This is a genomic window from uncultured Xanthomonas sp. (genome assembly GCF_964278005.1).
Lineage (GTDB): Bacteria > Pseudomonadota > Gammaproteobacteria > Xanthomonadales > Xanthomonadaceae > Xanthomonas_A > Xanthomonas_A sontii.
Map to the genome: position 1 here is coordinate 38,506 of NZ_CAXYKF010000006.1, position 21,502 is coordinate 60,007.

The 21,502-nt window shown below is 69.7% G+C and carries 25 protein-coding genes and 2 tRNA genes; 12 read left to right on the forward strand and 15 right to left on the reverse strand.

The genetic code is table 11. The features are described 5' to 3' along the window. Nucleotides 1-27 precede the first annotated feature (27 nt). Nucleotides 28-717 carry a cAMP-activated global transcriptional regulator CRP gene (gene crp, locus ACHWVH_RS02550; RefSeq protein WP_010341415.1) on the reverse strand — a complete coding sequence of 230 codons (690 nt, stop codon included), beginning with the start codon at nucleotides 715-717 and terminating at the stop codon, nucleotides 28-30. A 147-nt stretch (nucleotides 718-864) separates the two neighbouring features. On the opposite strand from crp, the gene speD reads away from it, so the two are divergent. Then, nucleotides 865-1,659, forward strand: coding sequence for an adenosylmethionine decarboxylase (gene speD / locus ACHWVH_RS02555; protein WP_017910332.1), 795 nt, complete (start codon nucleotides 865-867; stop codon nucleotides 1,657-1,659). Nucleotides 1,660-1,775: 116 nt separating this feature from the next. Then, nucleotides 1,776-2,093 carry a multidrug efflux SMR transporter gene (locus tag ACHWVH_RS02560; RefSeq protein ID WP_017910331.1) on the forward strand — a complete coding sequence of 106 codons (318 nt, stop codon included), beginning with the start codon at nucleotides 1,776-1,778 and terminating at the stop codon, nucleotides 2,091-2,093. Between the two features lie 24 nt (nucleotides 2,094-2,117). Here the strand turns inward: ACHWVH_RS02560 and ACHWVH_RS02565 are convergent, their stop codons facing one another. Together ACHWVH_RS02565 and coq7 are read right to left on the reverse strand one after the other, a co-directional pair. Continuing rightward, nucleotides 2,118-2,582 (reverse strand): hypothetical protein, encoded by a 465-nt coding sequence (locus ACHWVH_RS02565; protein ID WP_017910330.1) that lies wholly within the window; start codon nucleotides 2,580-2,582, stop codon nucleotides 2,118-2,120. Between the two features lie 228 nt (nucleotides 2,583-2,810). Continuing rightward, nucleotides 2,811-3,455: a 2-polyprenyl-3-methyl-6-methoxy-1,4-benzoquinone monooxygenase gene (gene coq7, locus ACHWVH_RS02570; RefSeq protein WP_394686614.1), complete on the reverse strand. Its 645-nt coding sequence runs from the start codon at nucleotides 3,453-3,455 to the stop codon at nucleotides 2,811-2,813. 213 nt (nucleotides 3,456-3,668) lie between these two features. Between coq7 and rplM the strand changes: the two genes are divergently transcribed. Next, the gene (gene rplM, locus ACHWVH_RS02575; protein ID WP_010341420.1) at nucleotides 3,669-4,097 is read left to right on the forward strand and encodes a 50S ribosomal protein L13; all 429 of its coding nucleotides are present in this window, start codon (nucleotides 3,669-3,671) and stop codon (nucleotides 4,095-4,097) included. 2 nt (nucleotides 4,098-4,099) lie between these two features. Then, on the forward strand, nucleotides 4,100-4,492 hold the full coding sequence (gene rpsI, locus ACHWVH_RS02580) for a 30S ribosomal protein S9 (RefSeq protein WP_010341421.1): 393 nt from the start codon (nucleotides 4,100-4,102) through the stop codon (nucleotides 4,490-4,492). Nucleotides 4,493-4,971: 479 nt separating this feature from the next. Here rpsI and ACHWVH_RS02585 read toward each other — a convergent pair. After that, nucleotides 4,972-5,046: transfer RNA gene (locus ACHWVH_RS02585), tRNA-Gln, on the reverse strand. Nucleotides 5,047-5,087: 41 nt separating this feature from the next. Continuing rightward, nucleotides 5,088-5,164, reverse strand: a tRNA-Met gene (locus ACHWVH_RS02590). Nucleotides 5,165-5,284: 120 nt separating this feature from the next. Between ACHWVH_RS02590 and ACHWVH_RS02595 the strand changes: the two genes are divergently transcribed. From ACHWVH_RS02595 to bfr, 3 genes are all read left to right on the forward strand, one after another. Beyond that, nucleotides 5,285-5,896 carry an RNA pyrophosphohydrolase gene (locus tag ACHWVH_RS02595; RefSeq protein ID WP_010341422.1) on the forward strand — a complete coding sequence of 204 codons (612 nt, stop codon included), beginning with the start codon at nucleotides 5,285-5,287 and terminating at the stop codon, nucleotides 5,894-5,896. 80 nt (nucleotides 5,897-5,976) lie between these two features. After that, entirely contained in the window at nucleotides 5,977-6,186 is a 210-nt protein-coding gene (locus ACHWVH_RS02600; RefSeq protein WP_017912292.1) for a bacterioferritin-associated ferredoxin, read from the forward strand. A 103-nt stretch (nucleotides 6,187-6,289) separates the two neighbouring features. Continuing rightward, on the forward strand, nucleotides 6,290-6,760 hold the full coding sequence (gene bfr, locus ACHWVH_RS02605) for a bacterioferritin (RefSeq protein WP_017910327.1): 471 nt from the start codon (nucleotides 6,290-6,292) through the stop codon (nucleotides 6,758-6,760). Nucleotides 6,761-7,466: 706 nt separating this feature from the next. Here the strand turns inward: bfr and ACHWVH_RS02610 are convergent. The 3 genes from ACHWVH_RS02610 to ACHWVH_RS02620 are packed head-to-tail and all read right to left on the reverse strand — an operon-like array spanning nucleotide 7,467 to nucleotide 12,738. Then, nucleotides 7,467-10,130 (reverse strand): ATP-binding protein, encoded by a 2,664-nt coding sequence (locus ACHWVH_RS02610; protein ID WP_394686615.1) that lies wholly within the window; start codon nucleotides 10,128-10,130, stop codon nucleotides 7,467-7,469. A 2-nt stretch (nucleotides 10,131-10,132) separates the two neighbouring features. Beyond that, entirely contained in the window at nucleotides 10,133-12,067 is a 1,935-nt protein-coding gene (locus tag ACHWVH_RS02615; RefSeq protein ID WP_394686616.1) for an EAL domain-containing protein, read from the reverse strand. A 41-nt stretch (nucleotides 12,068-12,108) separates the two neighbouring features. Then, the gene (locus ACHWVH_RS02620; protein WP_043093569.1) at nucleotides 12,109-12,738 is read right to left on the reverse strand and encodes a DUF4126 domain-containing protein; all 630 of its coding nucleotides are present in this window, start codon (nucleotides 12,736-12,738) and stop codon (nucleotides 12,109-12,111) included. 186 nt (nucleotides 12,739-12,924) lie between these two features. Between ACHWVH_RS02620 and ACHWVH_RS02625 the strand changes: the two genes are divergently transcribed. From ACHWVH_RS02625 to ACHWVH_RS02645, 5 genes are read left to right on the forward strand one after another with little or no spacing between them, the layout of a single operon-like run. After that, nucleotides 12,925-13,659: a DUF6776 family protein gene (locus ACHWVH_RS02625; RefSeq protein WP_017912460.1), complete on the forward strand. Its 735-nt coding sequence runs from the start codon at nucleotides 12,925-12,927 to the stop codon at nucleotides 13,657-13,659. Between the two features lie 7 nt (nucleotides 13,660-13,666). Beyond that, complete coding sequence (locus ACHWVH_RS02630) at nucleotides 13,667-14,116, forward strand: polymer-forming cytoskeletal protein (RefSeq protein ID WP_017908989.1); 450 nt, start codon at nucleotides 13,667-13,669, stop codon at nucleotides 14,114-14,116. Between the two features lie 31 nt (nucleotides 14,117-14,147). After that, a complete protein-coding gene (erpA, locus tag ACHWVH_RS02635; protein ID WP_017908990.1) occupies nucleotides 14,148-14,534 on the forward strand; it encodes an iron-sulfur cluster insertion protein ErpA in 387 nt (128 codons plus the stop codon). A gap of 48 nt (nucleotides 14,535-14,582) precedes the next feature. Then, the gene (nudC, locus tag ACHWVH_RS02640) at nucleotides 14,583-15,512 is read left to right on the forward strand and encodes an NAD(+) diphosphatase (protein WP_394686617.1); all 930 of its coding nucleotides are present in this window, start codon (nucleotides 14,583-14,585) and stop codon (nucleotides 15,510-15,512) included. A 52-nt stretch (nucleotides 15,513-15,564) separates the two neighbouring features. Beyond that, on the forward strand, nucleotides 15,565-16,461 hold the full coding sequence (locus tag ACHWVH_RS02645) for a hypothetical protein (RefSeq protein ID WP_267098766.1): 897 nt from the start codon (nucleotides 15,565-15,567) through the stop codon (nucleotides 16,459-16,461). Nucleotides 16,462-16,533: 72 nt separating this feature from the next. Here ACHWVH_RS02645 and ACHWVH_RS02650 read toward each other — a convergent pair whose 3' ends face one another. From ACHWVH_RS02650 to ACHWVH_RS02680, 7 genes are all read right to left on the reverse strand, one after another. Then, the gene (locus ACHWVH_RS02650; protein WP_267103611.1) at nucleotides 16,534-16,941 is read right to left on the reverse strand and encodes a DUF2752 domain-containing protein; all 408 of its coding nucleotides are present in this window, start codon (nucleotides 16,939-16,941) and stop codon (nucleotides 16,534-16,536) included. Between the two features lie 5 nt (nucleotides 16,942-16,946). Continuing rightward, nucleotides 16,947-17,297 carry a CD225/dispanin family protein gene (locus ACHWVH_RS02655; RefSeq protein WP_017912540.1) on the reverse strand — a complete coding sequence of 117 codons (351 nt, stop codon included), beginning with the start codon at nucleotides 17,295-17,297 and terminating at the stop codon, nucleotides 16,947-16,949. A gap of 76 nt (nucleotides 17,298-17,373) precedes the next feature. Beyond that, nucleotides 17,374-17,796: a DUF2752 domain-containing protein gene (locus ACHWVH_RS02660; protein WP_295924550.1), complete on the reverse strand. Its 423-nt coding sequence runs from the start codon at nucleotides 17,794-17,796 to the stop codon at nucleotides 17,374-17,376. 56 nt (nucleotides 17,797-17,852) lie between these two features. After that, nucleotides 17,853-18,134, reverse strand: a complete 282-nt coding sequence (locus ACHWVH_RS02665) for a CD225/dispanin family protein (protein WP_043093563.1) — start codon at nucleotides 18,132-18,134, stop codon at nucleotides 17,853-17,855. 46 nt (nucleotides 18,135-18,180) lie between these two features. Beyond that, complete coding sequence (locus ACHWVH_RS02670; RefSeq protein ID WP_394686618.1) at nucleotides 18,181-18,465, reverse strand: CD225/dispanin family protein; 285 nt, start codon at nucleotides 18,463-18,465, stop codon at nucleotides 18,181-18,183. A 96-nt stretch (nucleotides 18,466-18,561) separates the two neighbouring features. Further along, nucleotides 18,562-20,484 carry an MFS transporter gene (locus ACHWVH_RS02675; protein ID WP_043093561.1) on the reverse strand — a complete coding sequence of 641 codons (1,923 nt, stop codon included), beginning with the start codon at nucleotides 20,482-20,484 and terminating at the stop codon, nucleotides 18,562-18,564. Nucleotides 20,485-20,520: 36 nt separating this feature from the next. After that, complete coding sequence (locus ACHWVH_RS02680) at nucleotides 20,521-21,456, reverse strand: LysR family transcriptional regulator (protein WP_394686619.1); 936 nt, start codon at nucleotides 21,454-21,456, stop codon at nucleotides 20,521-20,523. Nucleotides 21,457-21,502 lie beyond the last annotated feature (46 nt).

The following is a 21,502-nucleotide window of genomic DNA, read 5'->3' on the forward strand; positions in this document are numbered from 1 at the left end:
CGTGCCGGGCCTATCGACCCATGGCGGTCAGCGCGCGCCGTACAGCACCACGGTCTTGCCGCGGGCATGCAGGATGCCGTCGACCTGCAGCTTCTTCAGCACCCGGCCGGCCATCTCGCGCGAGCAGCCGACCAGCCGCGCCAGTTCCTGCCGCGACACGCGCAACTGCATGCCCTGCGGATGGCTCATCGCCTCCGGCTCCTGGGCCAGGTCGTGCAGGGTGCGCACGATGCGATCGGTGACGTCCAGGAACGCCAGGCGGCTGGCCTTGCGCGAGGTGTCCAGCAGGCGCTTGGACAGCTGCACGCCGATCGCGTACAGCACCCGCGGCGCATCGGACGACAGCGAGCCCAGGAACAACTGGTGCAGGCGCTCGTAGCTGATCTCGGCCAGTTCGCAGGGCGTACGGGTGCGCAGGATCACCTCGCGCTGGTCGGACTCGATGAACAGGCCCATCTCGCCGACGAACTCGCCGCTGCCGAAATAGCCCAGCACCAACTCGCGGTCGTCATCTTCCTCGGCGATGATGCTGACCGAGCCGCTGACCACGTAGTACAGGGTGCCGGCCGGATCGCCTGGCCTGAACACGTCAGTCCGCGCCGGATAGCGGCGACGGTGGCTGTGGGCCAGGAAGCGGTCGATGGTGGCGGTGTCCAACGTCAAAGGACTTGGAGCGATGCGCACAGGTGCTGCAGTGGATGTGTTTCCGGGGCTCATGGCGGCTTCGCTACGGCGTAATTCCCGAAGCTTAACGGGACGCGTTCGCGGCGGCAAACAAGAGACGGACGCCACGTTTCGCAGCGCGGCCATTTGGCTCATAATTGATTGGCTTTCCCCCCGACCCACTTCCAGAGGATCCACGCCGTGGTCAAGCCGTTGCCTCGCCTGAGGCTGCAAGGTTTCAACAACCTCACCAAGGCGTTGAGCTTCAACATCTACGACGTCTGCTACGCGATCTCCGAAGAGGAGCGCCAGCGCTACATCGAGTACATCGACGAGCAGTACGACGCCGATCGCCTGACCCAGATCCTCACCGATGTGGCCGAGATCATCGGCGCCAACATCCTCAACATCGCGCGCCAGGACTACGATCCGCAGGGCGCCTCGGTGACGATCCTGATCTCCGAGGAGCCGGTCATCGACAAGAAGGCGGCGGGCAAGGAGATCATTTCCGATGCCGTGGTCGCGCACATGGACAAGAGCCACATCACCGTCCATACCTACCCGGAAACCCATCCGCAGCACGGTATCGCCACGTTCCGCGCCGACATCGATGTCGCCACCTGCGGCGTGATTTCGCCGCTGAAGGCCCTCAATTACCTGATCGAGAGCCTGGAATCGGACATCGTGATCATGGATTACCGCGTGCGCGGCTTCACCCGCGACGTGAAGGGCAAGAAGCACTACATCGACCACAAGATCAACTCGATCCAGAACTTCCTGGCCAAGAACGTCAAGTCGCGCTACGAAATGTTCGACGTCAACGTCTATCAGGAGAACATCTTCCACACCAAGATGCACCTGAAGGACTTCGACCTGGACCAGTACCTGTTCGAGGAAAAGGCCAAGAATCTCTCGTTCAAGGAGCGCATGCGCATCGAGGCGCTGCTCAAGCGCGAGATCGAGGAGCTGTTCCACGGGCGCAACCTGTCCGAGTAAACGCTCCACACCGGCGGGACGGCCCGCCCGCAGCACGCGCTGCGACCCCTGCCGACGGCGGCCCGATGTGCAGACATCGGGCCGTTTTCGTTTTCATTTGTCTACGGAGAAAGACAATGCCCTGGATCTACCTGCTGCTCGCCGGTCTGTTCGAGATCGGCTTCGCCCTCGGCCTGAAGTACAGCGAAGGCTTCACCCGGCCGTGGCCGACCGTGGCCACCCTGGCCGGTGCGGGCCTGAGCCTGTGGCTGCTGACCCAGGCGCTCAAGCACATCCCGCTGGGCACCGCCTATGCGATCTGGACCGGGATCGGTGCGCTGGGCACGGCGGTGCTCGGCATCGCCCTGTTCGGCGACAGCGCTTCGCCGGCGCGGTTGGCCTGCATCGGCCTGATCGTGGTCGGGGTGATCGGCCTGAAGCTGGTCGGGCACTGAGCGCAGCCCGCGCGCGCGTGGGCCTCAGGCGGCGGCGATGCGGCGCCGGGTCAGCACCCGGCCGATCAGCAGCCGGTGCGCGACCACCGCCAGCAGGGCGGCGATCGACAGCGCGATCAGCGCGCGGGTGAACACGCTGCCGAGGTTGCCGGCGTGCTGCAGCTGGTCCAGGCGCCCGAAGCGTGCGGGATCGGCATTGGCGTAGGCGATCTCGACCGTGGCGCCGTCCAGCAGCAACGGCGCGGCCTCCGCGCCGCTGGCCTCGAAGGCGCCGCTGTGCAGGCGGCCCTTGCTCTCGAACACATAGTGGAAGCGGTAGCGCACCAGTGGCTCGGTCTGCACGCCGAAGGCGCCGTCGGCGATCACCGGGACGGTGGCGACCGAATGGTCGCGCAGGATCGCGCTGGCCTGGCGGTAGTCGCCGAGCAGGTGATGCAGCAGGGCGCCGCCGCCGATCGCGAACAGGGTCGCGAACAGCAGGCGCGACAACCAGCGGGTCCGGGGCGATGGCAGATGGGGCGAGGATGCGGGCATGACAGTCTGCAGGCGGAGCGCACACGGGCGCGGCTCGGCACGGGTACATCGGTGGCTGCGGCACATGGCGATACCGCAGCCGGAACGGCGGGCGCCGACGTGGAATCAGTCAGCGTTCGTTCACTTTAACGCGATCGGGCCGGCAATGCCAGCCGGGGCGGCATCGGCCCGACCGGCGGGCGGCTACAGCCGATAGGCGACGGCCTTCATCAGCCGCGAGGCGGCGGCCATGACCGTGGGGATCGGCGGCGGCAGGCGCCGCGCCCCGGCCTGTTCGGCATGCTCGGCGTGGCGGGCCTCGTCGGCCTTCATCACTGTCAGCACGTCGCGGCTGCGCAGGTCCGCCGGCGGCAGGGTCTGCAGGTGTTCGTCCAGGTGCGCCTCGACCTGGCGCTCGGTCTCGACCACGAAGCCCAGGTTCCAGCCGTCGCCGCGCAGCCCGGCCAGGGTGCCGATCGCGTAGCTGCCGGCGTACCACAGCGGATTGAACAGGCTGGGGCGGCTGTCCAGTTCGCGCAGCCGCGCCGCGCACCAGGCCAGGTGGTCGGTCTCTTCCTGCGCCGCCTCCAGCAGGTGCGCACGGGTGGCCGGATCGCGCGCGACCGCGGCCTGGCCGAAATACAGGCCCTGCGCGCAGACCTCGCCGACGTGGTTGATGCGCATCAGGCCGGCGGCGTGGCGGCGCTCGTCCGGCGCCAGCACCACGTCGGTGGTGGCCGCGGCCGGGTAGGGGCGCTGCGCCGGCGGGTCGCCGAACACGGTTTCCAGCGCGCGCTGGGCCTCGACCAGGGCGCGATCGAGCGGGGAATGCTGGCGGCTGGCGGTCATGGGGAAGCCCGGAAGCGGTGGGCCTTCGATTTTCGCCGCCGGCCGGTGTGCTGCCAAGCGCGGCACCGACCCTGGCACCGCAGGTCTGGGGCGCACTTGCGCGCGGCGGCCGGGCCACGTAGAATTCCGCCTCTTGCGTTTTTGCAATTCACAACGCGTGGCAAAGTTCCTGCCGTTCGCTGCAGGAATCCGCCCGACCAACCGAGTCTGATCATGAGCACCTTCACTGCTAAGTCCGAGACCGTCCAGCGCGACTGGTATCTCGTCGACGCCGCCGGCAAAACGCTGGGCCGGCTTTCCACCGAACTGGCCCGCCGCCTGCGCGGCAAGCACAAGCCGGTCTACACCCCGCACGTCGATACCGGCGATTACCTGGTGGTGATCAACGCCGAGAAGATCGTCGTCACCGGCAACAAGCTCAAGGACAAGAAGTACCACCGCTTCACCGGCTACATCGGCAACCTGAAGACCGAGAGCCTGGAGCAGGCGCTGGAGCGCCACCCGGAGCGCGTGATCGAAATCGCGGTCAAGGGCATGCTGCCCAAGGGCCCGCTGGGCCGCGCGATGTACCGCAAGCTCAAGGTCTATTCCGGTGCGGAGCATCCGCACGCCGCTCAGCAGCCGCAGGTTCTGGATATCTAATCATGGCGATTTCGCAAAACTACGGCACTGGCCGCCGCAAGTCCTCCACCGCTCGCGTGTTCCTGCGCAAGGGCACCGGCAACATCTCCGTCAACGGCCGTCCGCTGGACGAGTTCTTCGGCCGCGAGACCGCGCGCATGATCGTGCGCCAGCCGCTGGAGCTGACCAAGAACACCGAAAGCTTCGACATCCTGGTCACCGCCACCGGCGGCGGCACCACCGGCCAGGCCGGTGCGATCCGCCTGGGCATCGCCCGTGCGCTGGTGGAGTACGACGAAACCCTGAAGACCGAGCTGCGCAAGGCCGGCTTCATGACCCGCGACGCCCGCGAAGTCGAGCGTAAGAAGGTCGGTCTGCACAAGGCCCGTCGCGCCACCCAGTTCTCCAAGCGCTGATCCATCGCGCCTGGCGTGGGCTCCCTCGGGAGCCTGCTGGGGACCAAGCAAAAGCCCGGCTTCGGCCGGGCTTTTGTCGTTCTAGGGTTGTGGTTTGTGCTGGCAGGTGCAGTGGTGGTCGTCGAGGCTCTGCCTCGTTGGATCTGCTCACGGGCTTGGGCGATCGCCGGCCTGATTGGAGGTCCGGGGTCGCTGGGAGGTTTCCTGCCTCACGCTTGAGGTCGCGCGCCCTGCTGCCGAAATGCTTCCGATGAAGTTCATAGGCTCGCGCCTGCTTCCAACGATCCGCATTCCATCTGGTGGAGTAGCCCCCTTGGAGTCCAAGGGGGCGCGCCGACAGGCGCGGGGATGTGGGGGCGGAAGGCCGGGGCCCGCACCTTGCGCAGCAAGGTGTGGGGCGCAGGCGCTTTGCGCCTGCGCGAACCCGCAGCCAAACACACAAAAAAGGCCGATCGAAAGATCGGCCTTTTTTGTGTGTTTGGCTGCCCCGGATGGATTCGAACCACCGAATGCCTGAGTCAGAGTCAGGTGCCTTACCGCTTGGCGACGGGGCAATGTGGACTGCAAGTATCGCACGCCTTGGGCGTACACACCATGGTGGCTATGGGTGGACTCGAACCACCGACCCCAGCATTATGAGTGCTGTGCTCTAACCGGCTGAGCTACATAGCCCTGGTGAACCGCCAATTCTTATGGAGAAGCGGGCGGCTGTCAACGGGTTTCTGCGCTGCTTGTGGCCCGGCCGCAGCCATGGCAGAGTCGGAGCCAGTAGATTTTTCAGGAGTCCGCATCGTGATCGATCCGGACGGCTATCGACCGAACGTAGGCATCGTGCTGATGCGGCCGGATGGTCAGGTGTTCTGGGCACGCCGTGTGCGCCGGGACGGCTGGCAGTTCCCGCAAGGCGGCATGAACACCGACGAGACCCCGGTGGAGGCCATGTACCGCGAGTTGCGCGAAGAAACCGGGCTGTTGCCCGAGCATGTGGAAGTGCTCGGCGCCACTCCCGGTTGGCTGCGCTATCGCCTGCCCAGCCGGGCCATCCGCCGCAACGAGCGCCAGGTCTGCATCGGCCAGAAGCAGGTCTGGTTTCTGTTGCGGATGCAGTGCGACGAGAGCCAGCTGAACCTGGAACTGACCGAGACGCCGGAGTTCGACCACTGGCGCTGGGTCGATTTCTGGTACCCGGTGGAGCACGTGGTGCTGTTCAAGCGCGGGGTCTATGCGCGGGCGCTGCGCCACCTGGCGCCGCTGGCGCAGACCATCGCCGGCGCCGGCATCCGCGCCATGCCGACCCTGGCCCAGGAGGCCTGGCTGCCGGGCAATACGGCGGGCCACGAGCGGCCGCGCAAGCGTCCGCGCAAGCGCGGCGGACCCTGGGCGGCGCGGATTAATAACGATTAACGGGCGGAATTGACAACCATTCTCACTTTGGTTTGAATGGGCGCCAGGCGCAGTCCGCGCCGTCCGCCGCCAAGCCCGCCGTGTACGTCTGCATCTGCAATGGGGTCACCGATCGCCAGATCCGCGAAGCCGCCGAAGCCGGCTGCCGCAGCGTGTCCGAACTGACCATGCGCACGGGCTGCGGCGCCACCTGCGGCTCCTGCCTGGACATGGCGGGCGACCTGCTGGAGCGCGCGCTGAGCCGCGAGCTGCCCCTGCCGGTGCTCGGCGGCCTGGCTCGCGCCGCCTGAGGCCGTCGCCGCGCTGCAGCGCGGGATGATCACGATTCGCGTTCCTTCACCTCGCAGCGCGATTCGCTAGAGTCTGCGCTTTCCGGCTTACGCGAGCGATGCAATGAAGGGCGACAGCAAAGTCATCGAGTTCCTCAACAAGGTCCTCTACAACGAGCTGACCGCGATCAACCAGTACTTCCTGCATGCCAAGATGCTGAAGAACTGGGGCCTGAAGGAACTGGCCGAGCACGAGTACAAGGAATCCATCGACGAGATGAAGCACGCCGACAAGCTGGCGGACCGCATCCTGTTCCTCGAGGGGCTCCCCAACTTCCAGGCGCTGGGCAAGCTGCGCATCGGCGAGAACCCCAAGGAAATCCTCGAGTGCGACCTGGCGCTGGAGCAGGACGGCACGGTCACCCTGCGCGAAGGCATCGCCTACGCCGAATCGATCCAGGACTACGTCAGCCGCCAGCTCCTGGCCGACATCCTGGAATCGGAAGAAGAGCACATCGACTGGCTGGAAACCCAGCTCGACCTGATCGACCGGATCGGCGAGCCGAACTACTTGCTGACCAAGCTCGACGACTGAGTCGTCGACGCATGACGCCGCGGCGCTGGCCTGTATCCGCGCCGCGCAGGATCTTGTTCGCTCTGCGCTCCGGGACTGCACTGCCATGCACGTGTAGGAGCGGCCTCAGCCGCGACGCGTGGCGGGCGGAAGGTCGCCGCTGATCCCGCGCAGCGGCGCATGCTGCTTCTGCGCGCCCCCATGGTGACGACATGGCACCCGCATCGTGCGGCGTTGCCCTTTCTGTTGGAACGGCTTCCGCCGCGACGCGTTGCAGGCCGAAAGTCGCCGCTGATCCCGAACAGCGGCACGTGCCGCTCCTGCGCGAATCCATGCGGCCGACATGGCATCGGCATCGCACCACCTCGCTCTCCTGTGGGAGCGGCTTCAGCCGCGACGCGTTGATGGTAATCGTCGCGGCTGAAGCGGTTACTGCACACACCGGCAGGCAGCGACTGCGGCGGTACCGCGCAAGCGCAGCGAGACCATCCTGTGCGTACCAACCGCAATACTTTGCTGCTGAATCTCCTGGCGTCCTGTGCGCGTGATCGCAGGCGGAGCATGCGCTCTGGCGAAGGTCATGCTGCACCATGACGCCTCCATGCACAGCGCCTCTGCCGCTCCTACGAGAAAAGCAGAAGGCCGTGCGTCTGCGTCTTCGATGCACTGTGGCCGGGTCTTGCGGGCGATCGTGTCGCCTGCAGACGCGCCGTAGCGCGATACCGCGCTAGGGTTCGGCGGGCTCGGCGGCATCGCGGACGCTGGCGCGGTAGCCGTTCAGCGCCAGGCGCGCACGCGCGAACTCGGCGATCACCAGCGCGACCGCGACCGCGGGGCGCTCCAGCGTGCCGGTGCGCACGCCCGACTCGATGCGCAGCGCCGCCGCCGACAGCGCCAGCGCGCCGAGGTTGGCGGCCGAGGACTTCAGCGTGTGCGCGGCCTCGCGCAGCACGTCGCTCTGCGCCGTCGCCGCAGCCTGCTCCAGGCGCTGGATCAGCAGCGGCGCATCGGCCAGGAACAGCTCGACGATCTGCGCCACGCTGACCGAGCCGATGACCTCGCGTAACTCGTCGAGCACGGCGATCTCCAGCACCGGCGCCGGCACCGCTGATGGCGGTTCCGGATCGTCTGCTTCCGGCGCGGCGAGCGGCGGCGTCGACGTTGCGGTGGCGCCGCGCGATGCCAGGTCCTGGTCCAGCGCAGGCGCTGCCGGGGGGACGTCGAGCGTGGCGTGATCGGGCGATGGCAGCGAGGCGGTCGACGTGGTGGTGGGGCTGGACGCCGTGGCGGCGTCCGCCGTGTGCAGGGTGGTGTGGGGGCTGTCCTGCGGTTCGACGTGCATCGCGTCGGCGAGCGCATCCGCCGCTGGCCCGCTGGCGATCGCCGCGGACCGGTCCGCGGCTGCATCCGCCTCCGGCGCGACTGCCGGCTGCGGCGGCAGCCAGCGCTGCAGGCAGTCCTCCAGCCGCGCGCGGTCGAGCGGCTTGGACAGGTAATCGTCCATGCCGGCATCGAGGCAGCGCTGGCGGTCGCCGGCCATTGCGTTGGCGGTCATCGCCACGATCGGCAGGCGCGGCCGCGACGCATCGGCCTCGCGCTGGCGCCACTGCCGGGTAGCGGCGTAGCCGTCCAGCACCGGCATCTGGCAGTCCATCATCACCAGGTCGTACGGCTGCCGCGACAACTGCGCCAATGCGGCGGCGCCGTCCTCGACGCTGTCGGCGTGGTGGCCGAGCGATTCCAGCAGCCGCCGCGCCACCATCAGGTTGACCGGATTGTCCTCGACCAGCAGCAGGCGGTAGCCGCTGCGCGGCGGCGGCGCGTCGGCCACGACGGTCGTCGGTTCCGCGGCGCGGGCCGGCGCGGGGGCGTCCATGAGGTCCGTCGCGAAGGCGTCGTGGTAGAACGCGTCGGCGGTGTCGGCGCCATCGCCAGCGGTCTCGCTGGCCAGGCTCGGCGTCGCCGGTGCCAGCGCCAGCATGCTGCGCAGGTCGATGTCCGCCGCCTGCCGCGACAGCAGCGCGCCGTGCGCGCGGATTTCCTCGGGAATGTCGGCCTCGCCGTACAGCCAGATCAGCCGTGCGGTCTGTGGCGCCGGCAGGCGCGCCACCGCCCGTTGCAGGGCGCGCGCGCTCTGCCGCAGCCCGTCCAGGTCGCCGATCACCAGATCGTAGGTCGGGCGCACGCTACCGCCACTGCCGTTGCCGCGCAGCCGCTCCAGCGCCTCCTGGGTCGAATCGACCTTGCTCACCTGCACGCCCCAGTTCGGCAGCAGCACGCTCAGGCGCTGCTGCAGGCGCTGGTCGGCGCCGACCAGCAGCGCATGCAGCCGCGGCAGGCCGCCCGGATTCTGCGGCAGGTCGCCGATCACCTTCAGCAGCGGGATCTCGAACCAGAACGTGGCGCCCTGGCCCTGCCGCGACGCCACGCCGATGCGCCCGCCCATCAGTTCGACGATGCGCTTGCAGATGGTCAGGCCCAGCCCGGTGCCGCCGTACAGGCGGGTGGTGGAGGCGTCGGCCTGGGTGAAGGCCTGGAACAGGTGCTCCTGGCGCTCAGCGCTGATGCCGATGCCGGTGTCGCGCACCTCGAAGCGCAGCAGGTGCTGTGCCGGGGTCTCGCCGAGCCGGCGCACGCCCAGGTCGATGCCGCCGCGCGCGGTGAACTTGACCGCGTTGCCGAGCAGGTTGCTCAGCACCTGGCGCAGGCGCACCGGGTCGCCGCGCACCGGCAGGCGTACCGCCGCGTCCAGTTGCAGCGCCATGCGCAGGCCCTTGGCCTCGGCCGCGCGCTGCATCAGCTCCAGCACGCCGTCGAGCAGTTCGCGCAGGTTGAAGGTGGTGATCTCCAGCTCCAGCCGGTTCGCTTCCAGCTTGGAGTAGTCCAGGATGTCGTCGACGATGCGCAGCAGTTGCAGCGAGGAGGTGTTGGCCGCGCGCAGCATCTCGCGCTGGTCCAGGCCGAGCGGGCCGCGCCCGATCAGTTCCAGCATCGGGATGATGCCGTTGAGCGGGGTGCGGATCTCGTGGCTCATCGTCGCCAGGAACTCGCCCTTGGCCAGCACGGCGGCCTCGGCGGCCTGCTTGGCCTGCAGCAGTTCCTGTTCCAGCCGCTCGCGCACGTGCACGTCGTGCTGCAGGGCGTTGCGCTCGGACTCGGCCAGCGCGGCACGCGCCAGCGCCGCATCCAGGCGTTCGATCTGATGGCGCGCGCGGCAGCCAGCCAGGGTGGCCAGCGCCGCGGCGGCGGCCATGCATAGCGGCGCCAGCCAATGCCACAGCGGCGGCAACGGCAGCGCCAGCGGCGGCAGTGCCAGCAAGGTGCCGGCGACGGCGAGCGCCGCGGCGAAGGTCGCCGGCCGCGGAACGGGCCGACGTCTGCGGACGGACATAGCTAGAGCACCGCGTTCTGGAAGTCGAAGTTCAGCTGGTCGCCGACCGACTGCACCAGGTTGCCCTGGATGAAGTCGACCCCGCCCATCCACATCGCGGCCGCGGCCTGCGCCTGTTCGATCTGCTGGCCGATGATCAGCAGGCCGGCGCGGTGCGCCAGGTCGATGGTGGCGCGCAGCTGGTCGCGCAGTTCGGGATCGGCATGCGCGCCGGCGAAGCGTGCCGACAGGCGCAGATAACCCAGCGGCAGATGCGCCAGTAGCGCTTCGGCCTCGGCGCCCGGTTCGAACTGGCTGATGCAGAACTGCACGCCCAGCGGCATCAGCCGCGCGCAGAACTGCTGCAGCGTGGCGGTGTGGACCAGCGCATCGTCCAGGCGCAGGTCGATCACCAGCGAGGTGCCGGTGACGCCGCGCCGGCCGATGGTGTCGATCAGCCATTCCGCGAAGGCGGTGCGCGCCAGCGTGCGCGTGGACTGCGAGACGAACAGGCGCAGCGGCGGGGTGGCGTGCTGGTACAGATGCAGCAGGCCCAGCGCGTGGTCCAGCACCTGCTGGTCGAGGTCGGCGAGGCGTCCGCCGGCCTCGGCGGCCGGCAGCACCTGGCCGGCCGAGAGCAGGCTGCCGTCGCGCTGGCGCAGGCGCAGCAGGACCTGGTACTGGGCGATGTCGCCGCCGGCGACGGCGACGATCGGCTGGTAGGCCGGTTCCAGTTGTCCCTCCAGCATCGCGATGCGCTGCAGGTCCTCGTCCGTGCGCGGCGGCACGTAGGCGGCGATGCTCTGCGGATGCAGCCGCGCCTGCAGTGCGGTGCGTTCGACCGCTTCGAGCGCGCTGCCGGCGTCCTCGAAGCCGTGGCCGAAGTCGGCGTAGCCGATCGCGCAGCGCAGGTGCAGCGCCTCGTCCTCGCGCAACGGGAAGGCGTGGCCGGACAGGGTGTCGCGCAGGCTCTGCGCGCGTTGCCGCTGCGCGTCGGCATCGGCGTCGTCGGCCAGCAACAGGAAGCTGTTGTCGTTGAGCCGCGCCAGCGGCTGCGGCGCGGTGATGCCGGCCAGGCGGCGCCCGGCCTGCACCATCAGCCGCTCGAACGCAGCGTAGCCATAGCGTTCGCGCAGGCCGAGCGCGCTGGCGATCTCGATGAAGTACAGGCTGCCGGGGCGGCGCGCGCGCAGCGTCGTGTCCAGCAACTGCAGCACGTGGGCGCGGGTCGGCAGGCCGGTCTCGGGATTGTTCAGCGGCACCGCCTCGGCGTGGCCTTGCTGGGCCTGCTGGCGGGCGCGGCGGATGCGGTTGGAGACCGCGGCGATCAGGTGCCGCGGCCGGATCGGCTTGGTCAGGAAGTCGTCGGCGCCGCTGTCGAGCACTTCGTATTCCAGTTCCGGATCGGCGTCGCCGGACAGGAACACGATCGGCAGCAGCTGGTGCTGCGGCTGCTGGCGGATCAGCGCGGTCAGGCGCATGCCGTCCAGTCCCGGCATGTGCAGGTCCATCAGGATCAGGTCCGGCCGGTAGTCGACGATGGCCTGCTGCACGCCTTCGGCCTGCATCTGCACCTGCGCATGCATGCCGGCGCCATGCAGCACGCTCTGCGCGAACAGCGCCTGCGCGCGGTCGTCCTCGACGATCAGCACGCGGTACGGCGCGGCCGCGGCCGGTGCGGCGGGATCGGGGGCGGCGTCGGCGACGACGAAGGCGGCCGCGTTGGCGTCGGCGGTGCCGTCGTCGTGCTCGCTTGCGGCCAGTGGCGTGGCGGCTGCCGCCAGTTCGGTGGGCACCGGAGCGGCCACGCCGTCACCGGCGACAGGGTCGGCGGGCGCCGCGCGCTCCGCGTCGCCGACCCAGCGCCGCCAGTAGTGCGGCGGCGGGGTCTCGGCGCGGACATGGCGCGCGCGCGCGTCCTCGCGAGGGGAAAGCGGAGCGGTGTCGTTGGCGGGCATCGCGTCTGGTTCCTGGGGCGCGTCCAATTATGCGACGAAGTTCACGATGGCTGTGCGCCGGGGTGCGAGACGTTGCCGGCCGGTGCCGTCGGCGAGGCCAGCAGGCGGCGCATGCCCCGCCACAGCAGGCGCCATGTCCACCACACCAGCAACGCGCCGAGCGCGCTCGCCGCCAGCACGACGGTCAGTGCCAGCCACGGGTGCGCGAGGGCCAGGGCCAGCGCGGCGATCACCACCGAATCCTCGGCCAGCGAGGCGATCCAGTTGCTGGCCGGTTCCGGCGAGGTGTTGAGCAGGGCGCGGGTGCCGGCCTTGAGCGCGTGGCTGGTCAGCGCCACGCCCGCGCCGGTGGCCAGCGCGCCGGCGCTCAGCTGGCCGTCGGGCGAAAGCGTGGCCGCGGCCAGGAAGGCGCCGGCCGGAATCCGGGTCAGGGTCTGCAGCAGGTCCCACACCGAATCCACGCCGGGGATCTTGTCGGCGAAGAACTCGGCCAGCGCCAGCGCGCCGGAGGTGCCGAGCACCCACCACGACTGCGTTGCCTGCAGCGCCGGCGGCAGCTCCAGCCAGCCGAGCAGGCCGGCCAGGCCGATGCCGAACACGGTCAGGTAGACGCGGATGCCGGCCAGCCAGGCCAGCAGGATGCCGATTACGAAGAGATGGGCGTCGGTCATGGCAGGCGCTCCTGCAACTGCACGGATGCCGGCCACTATCGGCCAAGCCCGCCACGAAGGCCAGCCCGCGGCGCGGGCCGGCCGCGCAGTCCGGCGGCGCTCAGGAGGGTGGCTTACACTAGGTGGCCCAGCAGGCCGACCCGCGAGGATCGACGCCGACGCCGCCTCGGTGGCGCGGCAGCGCGCATGAACCGACCCGTTCCCCGTTTCCAGATCGTGCCCAATGGCGCCGCGCCCCGCCGCGGCCGCGGGCTGTGGTTGCTGCTGGCCGGGCTGTGGCTGCTGTCGCTGGCGCTGACCTGGTGGCTGGCCAGCCGCCAGGCCGCGCCGCGACTCGGTGCGGTCAGCGCGCAGTTGCGCGAGGCCGAGCGCAACCTGCAGGCGCAGCAGCGGCAGATCGAGACGCTCAACCAGCGCCAGGCGACCCTGGCCCGTTCCGACCAGATCAGCCGCGCCGCCAACAACGAGGTGCAGAGTTCGCTGGCAGAGCGCGACGAGGAGATCGCCGGGCTGCGTGCCGACGTGGCGTTCTACGAGCGCCTGGTCGGCGCGACCAGCCAGCGCAAGGGCCTGAGCGTGCATTCGGTGGAGTTCTCCGCCGAGGCCGGCGGCACCTGGCGCTACAACGTGGTGCTGACCCAGAACCTCAACCGCGGCGCGATCAGCCAGGGGCAGCTGCGGCTGACCGTGGAAGGCGTGCGCGGCGGCAAACTGACCAGCGTCGGCTGGGACGAACTGCACCAGAAGACCGGTGTGCCCGGGCAGGACTACTCGTTCCGCTACTTCCAGCAACTGGACGGCAGCGTGATCCTGCCCAAGGGCTTCACCCCGCAACGGGTGCGGGTGGCATTGAGCGGCGGCGGGGCGCCGGTCAGCCAGACCTTCGATTGGACATTGGCCGGTAACGGCAAAGGGGAATAATCAGCCTATGTTTGGGAACAAGAACAGCCGCAACAGCGGCCAGACCGTGGTCGATACGCTGATCGGCGCGCAGGTGGTGATCCGCGGCGACCTGGTGTTCAGCGGTGGCCTCTACGTGGAAGGGCGCATCCTCGGCAAGGTCGTGGCCGAAGATGGCGCGCCGGCCACGTTGACCCTGTCCGAGCACGGCAGCATCGAGGGCGAGGTGCGCGCGCCGGTGGTGATCATCAACGGCCAGCTGATCGGCGACGTGCATGCCGCCGAGCGCGTGGAACTGGCGTCCAAGGCGCGGGTGCAGGGCAACGTGCACTACCAGGTGGTGGAGATGAACGCCGGCGCGCAGCTGACCGGCCGCCTGATCCACGCCGGCAGCCTGGCCGCGCTGGCGCCGCCGGAAGCGCACCGCGAGGCAGCCGGCGACGCCGAGCCGCCGCGCGCGCTCACCGCCGAGGCTTGATTCGGCCGTCCGCCGTCCCCATTCTCCCGCCATGAGCACTCTCGTCTCCCTGCCCGGCGCCGCGCCCACGCCCGATTACCAGTCCCTGGACCGGCCGTTGAACTTCACCGCGGCCGCCGCGGCCAAGGTGCGCGAGCTGATCCGCGAGGAAGGCAACGACGCGCTGGCGCTGCGCGTCTACATCCAGGGCGGCGGCTGTTCCGGCTTCCAGTACGGCTTCGAGTTCGACGAGAACCGCGCCGAGGACGACCTGGCGGTGCAGACCGACCAGGTCACCCTGCTGGTCGACCCGCTCAGCCTGCAATACCTGATGGGCGCGGAAGTGGATTACAGCGAAGGCCTGCACGGGGCGCAGTTCGTGATCCGCAATCCCAACGCCAAGACCACCTGCGGGTGCGGCAGCAGCTTCAGCGTGTAGACACGCTGCGGCTTGCGGGACGCACGGTTTGCCTGCACCCTGCGGCGCATGTCCGATCCGACGCCTGCCTCTTTCGCCTTCGCCGGTCCTGCGATCGACCGTGCCGATGCCGTACGCAACGACCCGGCCGCGCTGCGCCAGGCCTGGGAACAGGCCAGGGTGCTGGTGCTGGAAGCCGATGGCCAGGCGCATGCCGATGCCGACGGACGCCCGCTGATCGCCAGCGCCGCCGCCCTGGGCGCGCTGGCAGAGCAGGCCATCTTCCTTGGCCTGGACCAGGATCAGGCCTGGTTCGCGCTGGCCGCCGACGCGCTGCCGCAGGCGCTGGCGCCGCCGCAGCGCATCGACCTGCGCCGCGCCGCGGCCGAGTGGCCGGCGCCGGAGGCGGGCCTGTTCGCCTACGCCCGCGCGATGCTGCACTGGCAATCGCGCACCCGCTTCTGCGGCGTGTGCGGCGGCACCATCGCGTTGCAGCGCGGCGGCTTCCTCGGCGTCTGCACGCAGTGCGCCAGCGAACACTATCCGCGGGTGGATCCGGCGGTGATCGTCGCGGTCAGCGATGGCCGGCGCCTGCTGCTGGGGCGCCAGGCGAGCTGGCCGGCGCGGCGCTACTCGGTGATCGCCGGCTTCGTCGAGCCCGGCGAATCGCTGGAACAGACGGTGGCGCGCGAGGTGGCCGAAGAGACCCAGGTGCGGGTGCGGCCGGGCAGCTGCCGTTACTACGGCGCGCAGCCGTGGCCGTTTCCTGGCGCGCTGATGCTGGGCTTCAGTGCGCAGGCGGAGGCGGACACGCCGCAGGTCGACGGCGAACTGGAACACGCGCGCTGGTTCGAGCGCGAGGAGGTCGGCGCCGCGCTGGCGCGCCTGGCGGCGCAGGGCGACAGTGCCGACGATGGCCACGGCCTGCGTCTGCCGCCACGCATCTCCATCGCCCGCGCGCTGATCGAGGATTGGTACCGGCACGGCGCGCCGGCCTGACCGCGCCGGCACGTTCCGCGCACCCGCTTCAGAACGGTCCCGGAGGACCTGCATGTTCACGACCCTCGTCGCTGTGATCGTCGCCCTGGTGCTGGGCCATGTCGCGCCCGGCATGGTGGCCTCGTTGCGCCGCTTCGACGCCTTCGGCGACTGGCTGAGCTGGCTGGACACGCATGCCGGCGAGGGCGGCGCCTGGCGCGGCCGCTTCGGCATCGCGCTGGCGCTGCTGCCGCCGCTGCTGCTGGTCGGCCTGCTGCAGTGGCTGCTGGCCGCGCCGCACCTGGGCCTGCTGATCCTGCTGTTCGGGATCGTGGTGCTGGCCTTCAGCTGGGGCCCGCGCGACTTGGACACCGACGTCGAGGCGATCATCGACGCCGATGACGCCAGCGCGCGGCGCCTGGCGGTGGCGCAACTGCAGGCCGATGGCGGGCCGCTGCGTGAGGATCCGGCCGGGCTGGTCGAGGCGGTGGCGGTCAGCGCGCTGCGGCGCTGGTTCGCGGTGCTGTTCTGGTTCCTGTTGCTGGGGCCGTTCGGCGCGCTGGGTTATCGGCTGCTGGCGCTGGCCGCGGTCGGCCCCTATGCCGCGCGGCTGCCGCCGGCGACCGCCGCCGGCGCGCGCGCGTTGCTGGCGGCGCTGGAATGGCCGGTGGCGCACCTGATGACCTTCTCGCTGGCCCTGGTCGGCAATTTCGAAGCGGTGTTCGGCGCCTGGCGCGCCGCCGGCGGCAAGCGGTGGCAACTGGACACCGGCTTTCTCGGGCCGGTGGCCTGCGCCAGCGTGCGCGGCGAACTCGATGCCGAGGCGCACGACTACAGCGACGCGGGCATGGTGGTGCCGGCGCTGCGGCGCCTGCCCGAGCTGCGCGATGCGATGAGCCAGGTGTGGCGGGTGCTGCTGCTGTGGCTGGTGCTGCTGGCGCTGCTGGTGATCGCCGGCTGGGTCAGCTGAGCCAGGCGCCGAGATCGCCTATACGCAGGCGCTTGCTCGTGCCCGGTGCGAATCGCAAGGTGTTGCGTCCGGCTAGTGCGGCGCCAGCAGGGTGAACGGAAACCACGGCAGGTTACGCGCGATCCAGTAGCCCGGCAGCGCGACCAGCCAGAAATTCGGCCGCGAGACCATGCTCACGACTGGCGCAAACCAGGCCGCGCGCCAGCCGGCCTTCCAGGCGATCAGGCCCGGCAACAGGGCCAGGCCCAGCATCGCGCCGGGATTCATCGCGAACGCGCCGACCGGGTCCAGGTGCACCAGCGCATGCAGGGCGCGGGTCATGCCGCAGCCCGGGCAGTAATAGCCGGTGAGCGCATGGAACATGCACGGTGCGAACGGGTTGTTCGCGGCATTGGGATCGAAGCGGTACAGCAGCGTGGCGCCGCCGGCCGCGAATGCGGCGGCGGCGCCCAGGCACGCCCGTTGTTGCCAGGCGCGCACGCCGATCAGCTCGCGTGCTGGATCTGCTGCATGTAGTCCATGTAGCTCTGCATGCCGCCGGTGGCGACCATGACGGCATTGATCAGCAGACCGATGATGGCCAGTGCGGTGGTCACCCAGCACCAGGTCTTGGCGGTGTTGGAGGCGCGGCGCGCGCCTTCCAGGTCGCCCTGGTTGAGCAGGCCGTTGACCTTGCTGGAGAACACGATGGCGACGATGCCGGTGATCAGCGCCGGGCAGCACAGGCAGAAGCCGAGCACCGTCGAGATGATCGCCCAGGCCAGGTGGTTGGGAACCGGACCGGGGACGCCGGAGGCGGGAGGCGGCGGGGGCGCGACGGGGCTGACGGTACTCATGTGGATCTCCTGGATGGGTGGTGCACGGCAGTCGGTGAGTCTAGACGAGTCGCTGCGGTGCGGAGGTGGCGGGCCGTCAGTGCGGCGCGAGCAGTGTGAAGGGATACCAGGGCAGATTGCGCAGCAGCGCATAGCCGAGCAGCACCCATAGCCATAATCGCGGGTCGGCGAGGATCTTCAGCAGCGGCGCGAGCGAGCGCAGGCGCAGGCCGGCGGCGTTGAGCGCCATGATCGCCAGCAGCGGCAGTGCCACCACCAGCAGGGGATTGCTGGTCCAGGCATGGGCCAGGTCCAGGTGCACCAGCGCGTGCAGGCAGCGGGTACTGCCGCAGCCGGGGCAATACAGGCCGGTGAGGGCGCGAAACGGGCAGCCCGGCAGCGGATTGCCGGGGACATTCGGATCGATCCGACGCAGCACCACGGTGGCCACCACTGCGGCGCCGCTCAGTGCGACCAGCGGCAACCAGCGGGGCAGGGACTGCAGGCGCTGAAGGGACATGGCAGGCGGACGATCGCGTGGTCGGCCGCCGTCGCAGGCGACGGCGGCCGCGGCGCTCAGGACATGGACGACTGCTGCATCATGCCCAGGCCGCCCAGGGCGAAGATGAAGATCAGGTACAGCACGATCAGCACCACCGAGGTCGCCGCCGAGTAGATCGCCCACTTCTTGGCCTTGTCCGACGAATCGCGCGCACCGGCCACATCGCCCGCGGCGAGCTTGGTGTTGACCTGCGAGGCGTAGACGATGGACACGATGCCCAGCGGCAGACAGCAGAACAGCGTGGTCAGGATCGCCCAGACGAGGTTGTTGGACACTTGCGGTGCGGTGGTATTCATCCGTGTTACTCCGGTGGTTGGGTGGTGGAACGGGAAACGGTGGGGGTCAGTTGCCGGCCAGGCTGCCGATCGCCTCCAGCAGGATGGCCACGAAGATCCACACGACGACCAGGATCGGCGACGCGAGTGCCCACCAGCCGGCCTTGCGTGCGGCGGCGCGCGCGCCCTCGATGTCGCCGGCAGCGCGGCGGCCATCCACCTGCGCGGCGTAGACGATGGACACGATGCCCAGCGGCAGGCAGCAGAACAGCGTGGACAGGATCGCCCAGACCATGTTGTTGGGCACATAGACGCCCACGTTGGGCGCTGCTGGTGGTTCGGGCTGGTTCACTGTCCGCTCGGTCCTTCGCACTGGACGCCACGGCCTGTGGCGTCTCCCCTGCGGTTAATTTACCCGAAGCGCGTGCCCAGGGCACCTGCGCCGCACTCAGGCGGCATCGCCACGCAGCCTTCTCACCTGCGCCTCCAGCGTCTCGGCGGTGGCCTGGGCCCCGGGCACCGGCGCATCGGCGATCACCTCGATGTGGGCGCGGAAGCGCCGCGGCACGCGCATGCGCCGCAGTCGCGAATCGCGCTTGCTCCACATGCTGGTCCACATGTTGCGCAGCGCCATCGGTACCACCGGCACCGCGCGCCGGGCCAGGATCTTCTCCACGCCGGACTTGAACGCGGCGATCTCGCCGTCCTTGGTCAGCGCGCCTTCGGGGAAGATGCACACCAGCTCGCCCTCGGCCAGCGCGGCGTCGATGGCGTCGAACGCGCGCTGCATCAGCTCGGGATCCTCGCGCGCCCCGGCGATCGGAATCGCCTTGGCGGTGCGGAAGATCCAGCGCATCACCGGAATGTTGAAGATGCGGTAGTACATGACGAAGCGCACCGGTCGCGGGATCGCCGCGGCCAGCACCAGCGCGTCCATGTAGCTGACGTGGTTGCACACGATCAGCGCCGCGCCCTCGTCGGGCACGTGGCGTTCGACACCGTGCAGACGCAGCCGGTACAGGGTGCGCACCATCACCCAGCTGAGGAAGCGCATCAGGAACTCGGGCACGATGCTGAAGATCCAGATCGCCACCACCGCGTTGGCGATGGCCAGCGCCAGGAACACCTGCGGGATGCTCAGCCCGGGCATCGGGATGCGCACGCCGAACAGGTGCAACTGCTGCATCTGCAGGGCGATGCCGATCATCGCGGCCAGCACGATGAACAGCGAGTTCTGGATGTTGAGCCCGGCGATGACGCGCGACAGTTCCGCCTTCGGCGTGCGGCTCTGGATCAGCGCGAACAGCGGCACCACGAACAGGCCGGTGCACAGGCCGATGCCGACCAGGTCGAGCATGATTCGCCAGCTGCCGGCCTGGTGGACGAACTGGCCGATGCCCAGGCCGGTCTGCAGCGCGGCGCCAGGGCGGGCGAAGTACAGGTCGAGCATGAAGGCGCTGATGCCGAACGCGCCCAGCGGCACCAGGCCGATCTCAACGGTGCGCCCGGACAGCTTCTCGCACAGCAACGAGCCGGTGCCGGTGCCGATCGAGAACAGCGCCAGCGCGAAGATGTACAGGTCCTGCGCGCCGCCCAGGTTGAGTTCGGCGTAGGTCGGCAACTGCGCGGTGAGCACGGTGCCGACGAACCAGAACCAGGACACGCCGAGCACGGCGTTGCGCACCGCCAGTTGGCGCCGGGTCAGGCGCATGATCGCCAGCGATTCCGGCAGCGGGTTCCAGTTGATCTTCAGCTCGGGTGCGCCGGCGTCGACCTTGGGGATGCAGCGCGCCATCAGGTTGCCGGTGACCGCCAGCGCGACCACCGCGGTGGCGGCGGCCACCGGCCCGTGGCTGCCGGCGATCTGGAAGATCAGCCCACCCAGGATCATGCCGCACAGGATCGAGATCGAGGTGCCCATCTCGACCAGGCCGTTGCCGCCGGTCAGTTCCTCCGGCTTGAGCACCGACGGCAGTATCGAGTACTTCACCGGCCCGAACAGGGTCGACTGCAGGCCGGTGCAGAACAGCGCCACCAGCAGCACCGCCATGTTCTCGGTCAGGAAGCCGACCGCGGCCAGCGACATGATGCCGATCTCCATCGTGGTGGTGATGACCACCAGCCGCGACTTTTCCAGCTTCTCGGCGATCTGCCCGGCCAGCGAGGAGAACAGGAAGTACGGCAGGATGAACAGTGCCGGCGCCAGGTTGGTGTACAGCGTGCGCTGCTCCGGGGTCACGCCCAGATAGAACAGCAGGCCGATGATCGCCTGCCGGTACACGTTGTCGTTGAACGCGCCCAGCGACTGGACCACGAAGAACGGCAGAAAGCGGCGTTGCCGCAACAGGGCGAACTGGCTGTGGGCGGACATGCAGGCTCCTTTGCGAACGCGCGCAGCCTAGCAGGTTCACCGCGCGCGCAGGCGCGGCGCGCGGCGGCCGGTGCTGGCGCTGTCGGCGGCGGCCTGCAGGGCGTCGCGCTGGGCGCGCAGCAGGGCGATGAAGGCGCGTGCGGCAGGGGTCGGATCCGGCCGCCACACGGCATAGGTGAGGAAGCGGAAGCGCTCGCGCAATGCGACCGTCGCCACACCGTGCATGCCGGTGGCCATGGTCTGCGGCACCACCGCCAGGCCCAGGTCCTCGGCCACCAGTTGCCGCTGCAGGTCGGCGTGGGTGACCTCGTACTGCAGGCGCTGGCGCAGGCCGGCGGCGGCGAAGGCGCGGTCGATGATGCCGCGCACGCCGGCGCCGGGGATCAGCCCGGCCATCGGCGCGTCTTCCAGGTCGCGCAGGGAGACCTGGCGGCGCGCGGCGAAGCGGTTGCCGGGTGCGGCGATCAGCGCCAGCGGTTCCTCGTGCAGCAGCAGGTGTTGCGGCGGCAGCGCCACGTGCGGGCCGACCCCGACCAGGGCCACGTCGAGCCGGCCTTCGCCCAGTTCCAGCAGCAGCGCATCGCTCATGCCGGTGCGCAGGTGCACGTCCACCGCGCTGTGTGCCTCGCGGAAGCGGCGCAGCACCGCCGGCACCTGCACCGCGTTCAACGAGGAGATCTGCCCGATCTGCAGGCGGCCGCGCACCGTGCCCAGGGTCTGCGCCATTTCCTCGTGCAGGCGTTCGGCGGCGCGCAGGGTGGCGCGCGCGTTGTGCAGGAACACCTCGCCGGCGGCGGTGGCGCGCACGTGGCGCGCCCCGCGTTCGAACAGGCGCGCGCCCAGCGCCTGCTCGATCTTGGCGATCTGGTGGCTCAGCGCCGACTGCACGGTGTGGCAGCGGCGCGCGGCCGCGGTGAAGCTGCCTTCCTCGGCGACGGCGACGGCGAATTCGAGCTGGCGCAGGGTCAGCATGGCGCTGCCTGGCGCGCACGGTGGCGATGCCGCAGCCGATCCGCGC

Coding starts and splice junctions, on each gene's coding strand:
- ACHWVH_RS02625 (WP_017912460.1), top strand. CDS start 12,925: ATGAACCGACCCGTTCCCCGTTTCCAGATCGTGCCCAATGGCGCCGCG.
- ACHWVH_RS02660 (WP_295924550.1), bottom strand. CDS start 17,796: ATGTCCCTTCAGCGCCTGCAGTCCCTGCCCCGCTGGTTGCCGCTGGTC.
- bfr (WP_017910327.1), top strand. CDS start 6,290: ATGAAGGGCGACAGCAAAGTCATCGAGTTCCTCAACAAGGTCCTCTAC.
- ACHWVH_RS02665 (WP_043093563.1), bottom strand. CDS start 18,134: ATGAATACCACCGCACCGCAAGTGTCCAACAACCTCGTCTGGGCGATC.
- ACHWVH_RS02630 (WP_017908989.1), top strand. CDS start 13,667: ATGTTTGGGAACAAGAACAGCCGCAACAGCGGCCAGACCGTGGTCGAT.
- coq7 (WP_394686614.1), bottom strand. CDS start 3,455: ATGACCGCCAGCCGCCAGCATTCCCCGCTCGATCGCGCCCTGGTCGAG.
- rplM (WP_010341420.1), top strand. CDS start 3,669: ATGAGCACCTTCACTGCTAAGTCCGAGACCGTCCAGCGCGACTGGTAT.
- ACHWVH_RS02615 (WP_394686616.1), bottom strand. CDS start 12,067: ATGCCCGCCAACGACACCGCTCCGCTTTCCCCTCGCGAGGACGCGCGC.
- erpA (WP_017908990.1), top strand. CDS start 14,148: ATGAGCACTCTCGTCTCCCTGCCCGGCGCCGCGCCCACGCCCGATTAC.
- crp (WP_010341415.1), bottom strand. CDS start 717: ATGAGCCCCGGAAACACATCCACTGCAGCACCTGTGCGCATCGCTCCA.
- ACHWVH_RS02675 (WP_043093561.1), bottom strand. CDS start 20,484: ATGTCCGCCCACAGCCAGTTCGCCCTGTTGCGGCAACGCCGCTTTCTG.
- ACHWVH_RS02680 (WP_394686619.1), bottom strand. CDS start 21,456: ATGCTGACCCTGCGCCAGCTCGAATTCGCCGTCGCCGTCGCCGAGGAA.
- nudC (WP_394686617.1), top strand. CDS start 14,583: ATGTCCGATCCGACGCCTGCCTCTTTCGCCTTCGCCGGTCCTGCGATC.
- ACHWVH_RS02655 (WP_017912540.1), bottom strand. CDS start 17,297: ATGAGTACCGTCAGCCCCGTCGCGCCCCCGCCGCCTCCCGCCTCCGGC.
- ACHWVH_RS02560 (WP_017910331.1), top strand. CDS start 1,776: ATGCCCTGGATCTACCTGCTGCTCGCCGGTCTGTTCGAGATCGGCTTC.
- rpsI (WP_010341421.1), top strand. CDS start 4,100: ATGGCGATTTCGCAAAACTACGGCACTGGCCGCCGCAAGTCCTCCACC.
- ACHWVH_RS02610 (WP_394686615.1), bottom strand. CDS start 10,130: ATGTCCGTCCGCAGACGTCGGCCCGTTCCGCGGCCGGCGACCTTCGCC.
- ACHWVH_RS02620 (WP_043093569.1), bottom strand. CDS start 12,738: ATGACCGACGCCCATCTCTTCGTAATCGGCATCCTGCTGGCCTGGCTG.
- ACHWVH_RS02645 (WP_267098766.1), top strand. CDS start 15,565: ATGTTCACGACCCTCGTCGCTGTGATCGTCGCCCTGGTGCTGGGCCAT.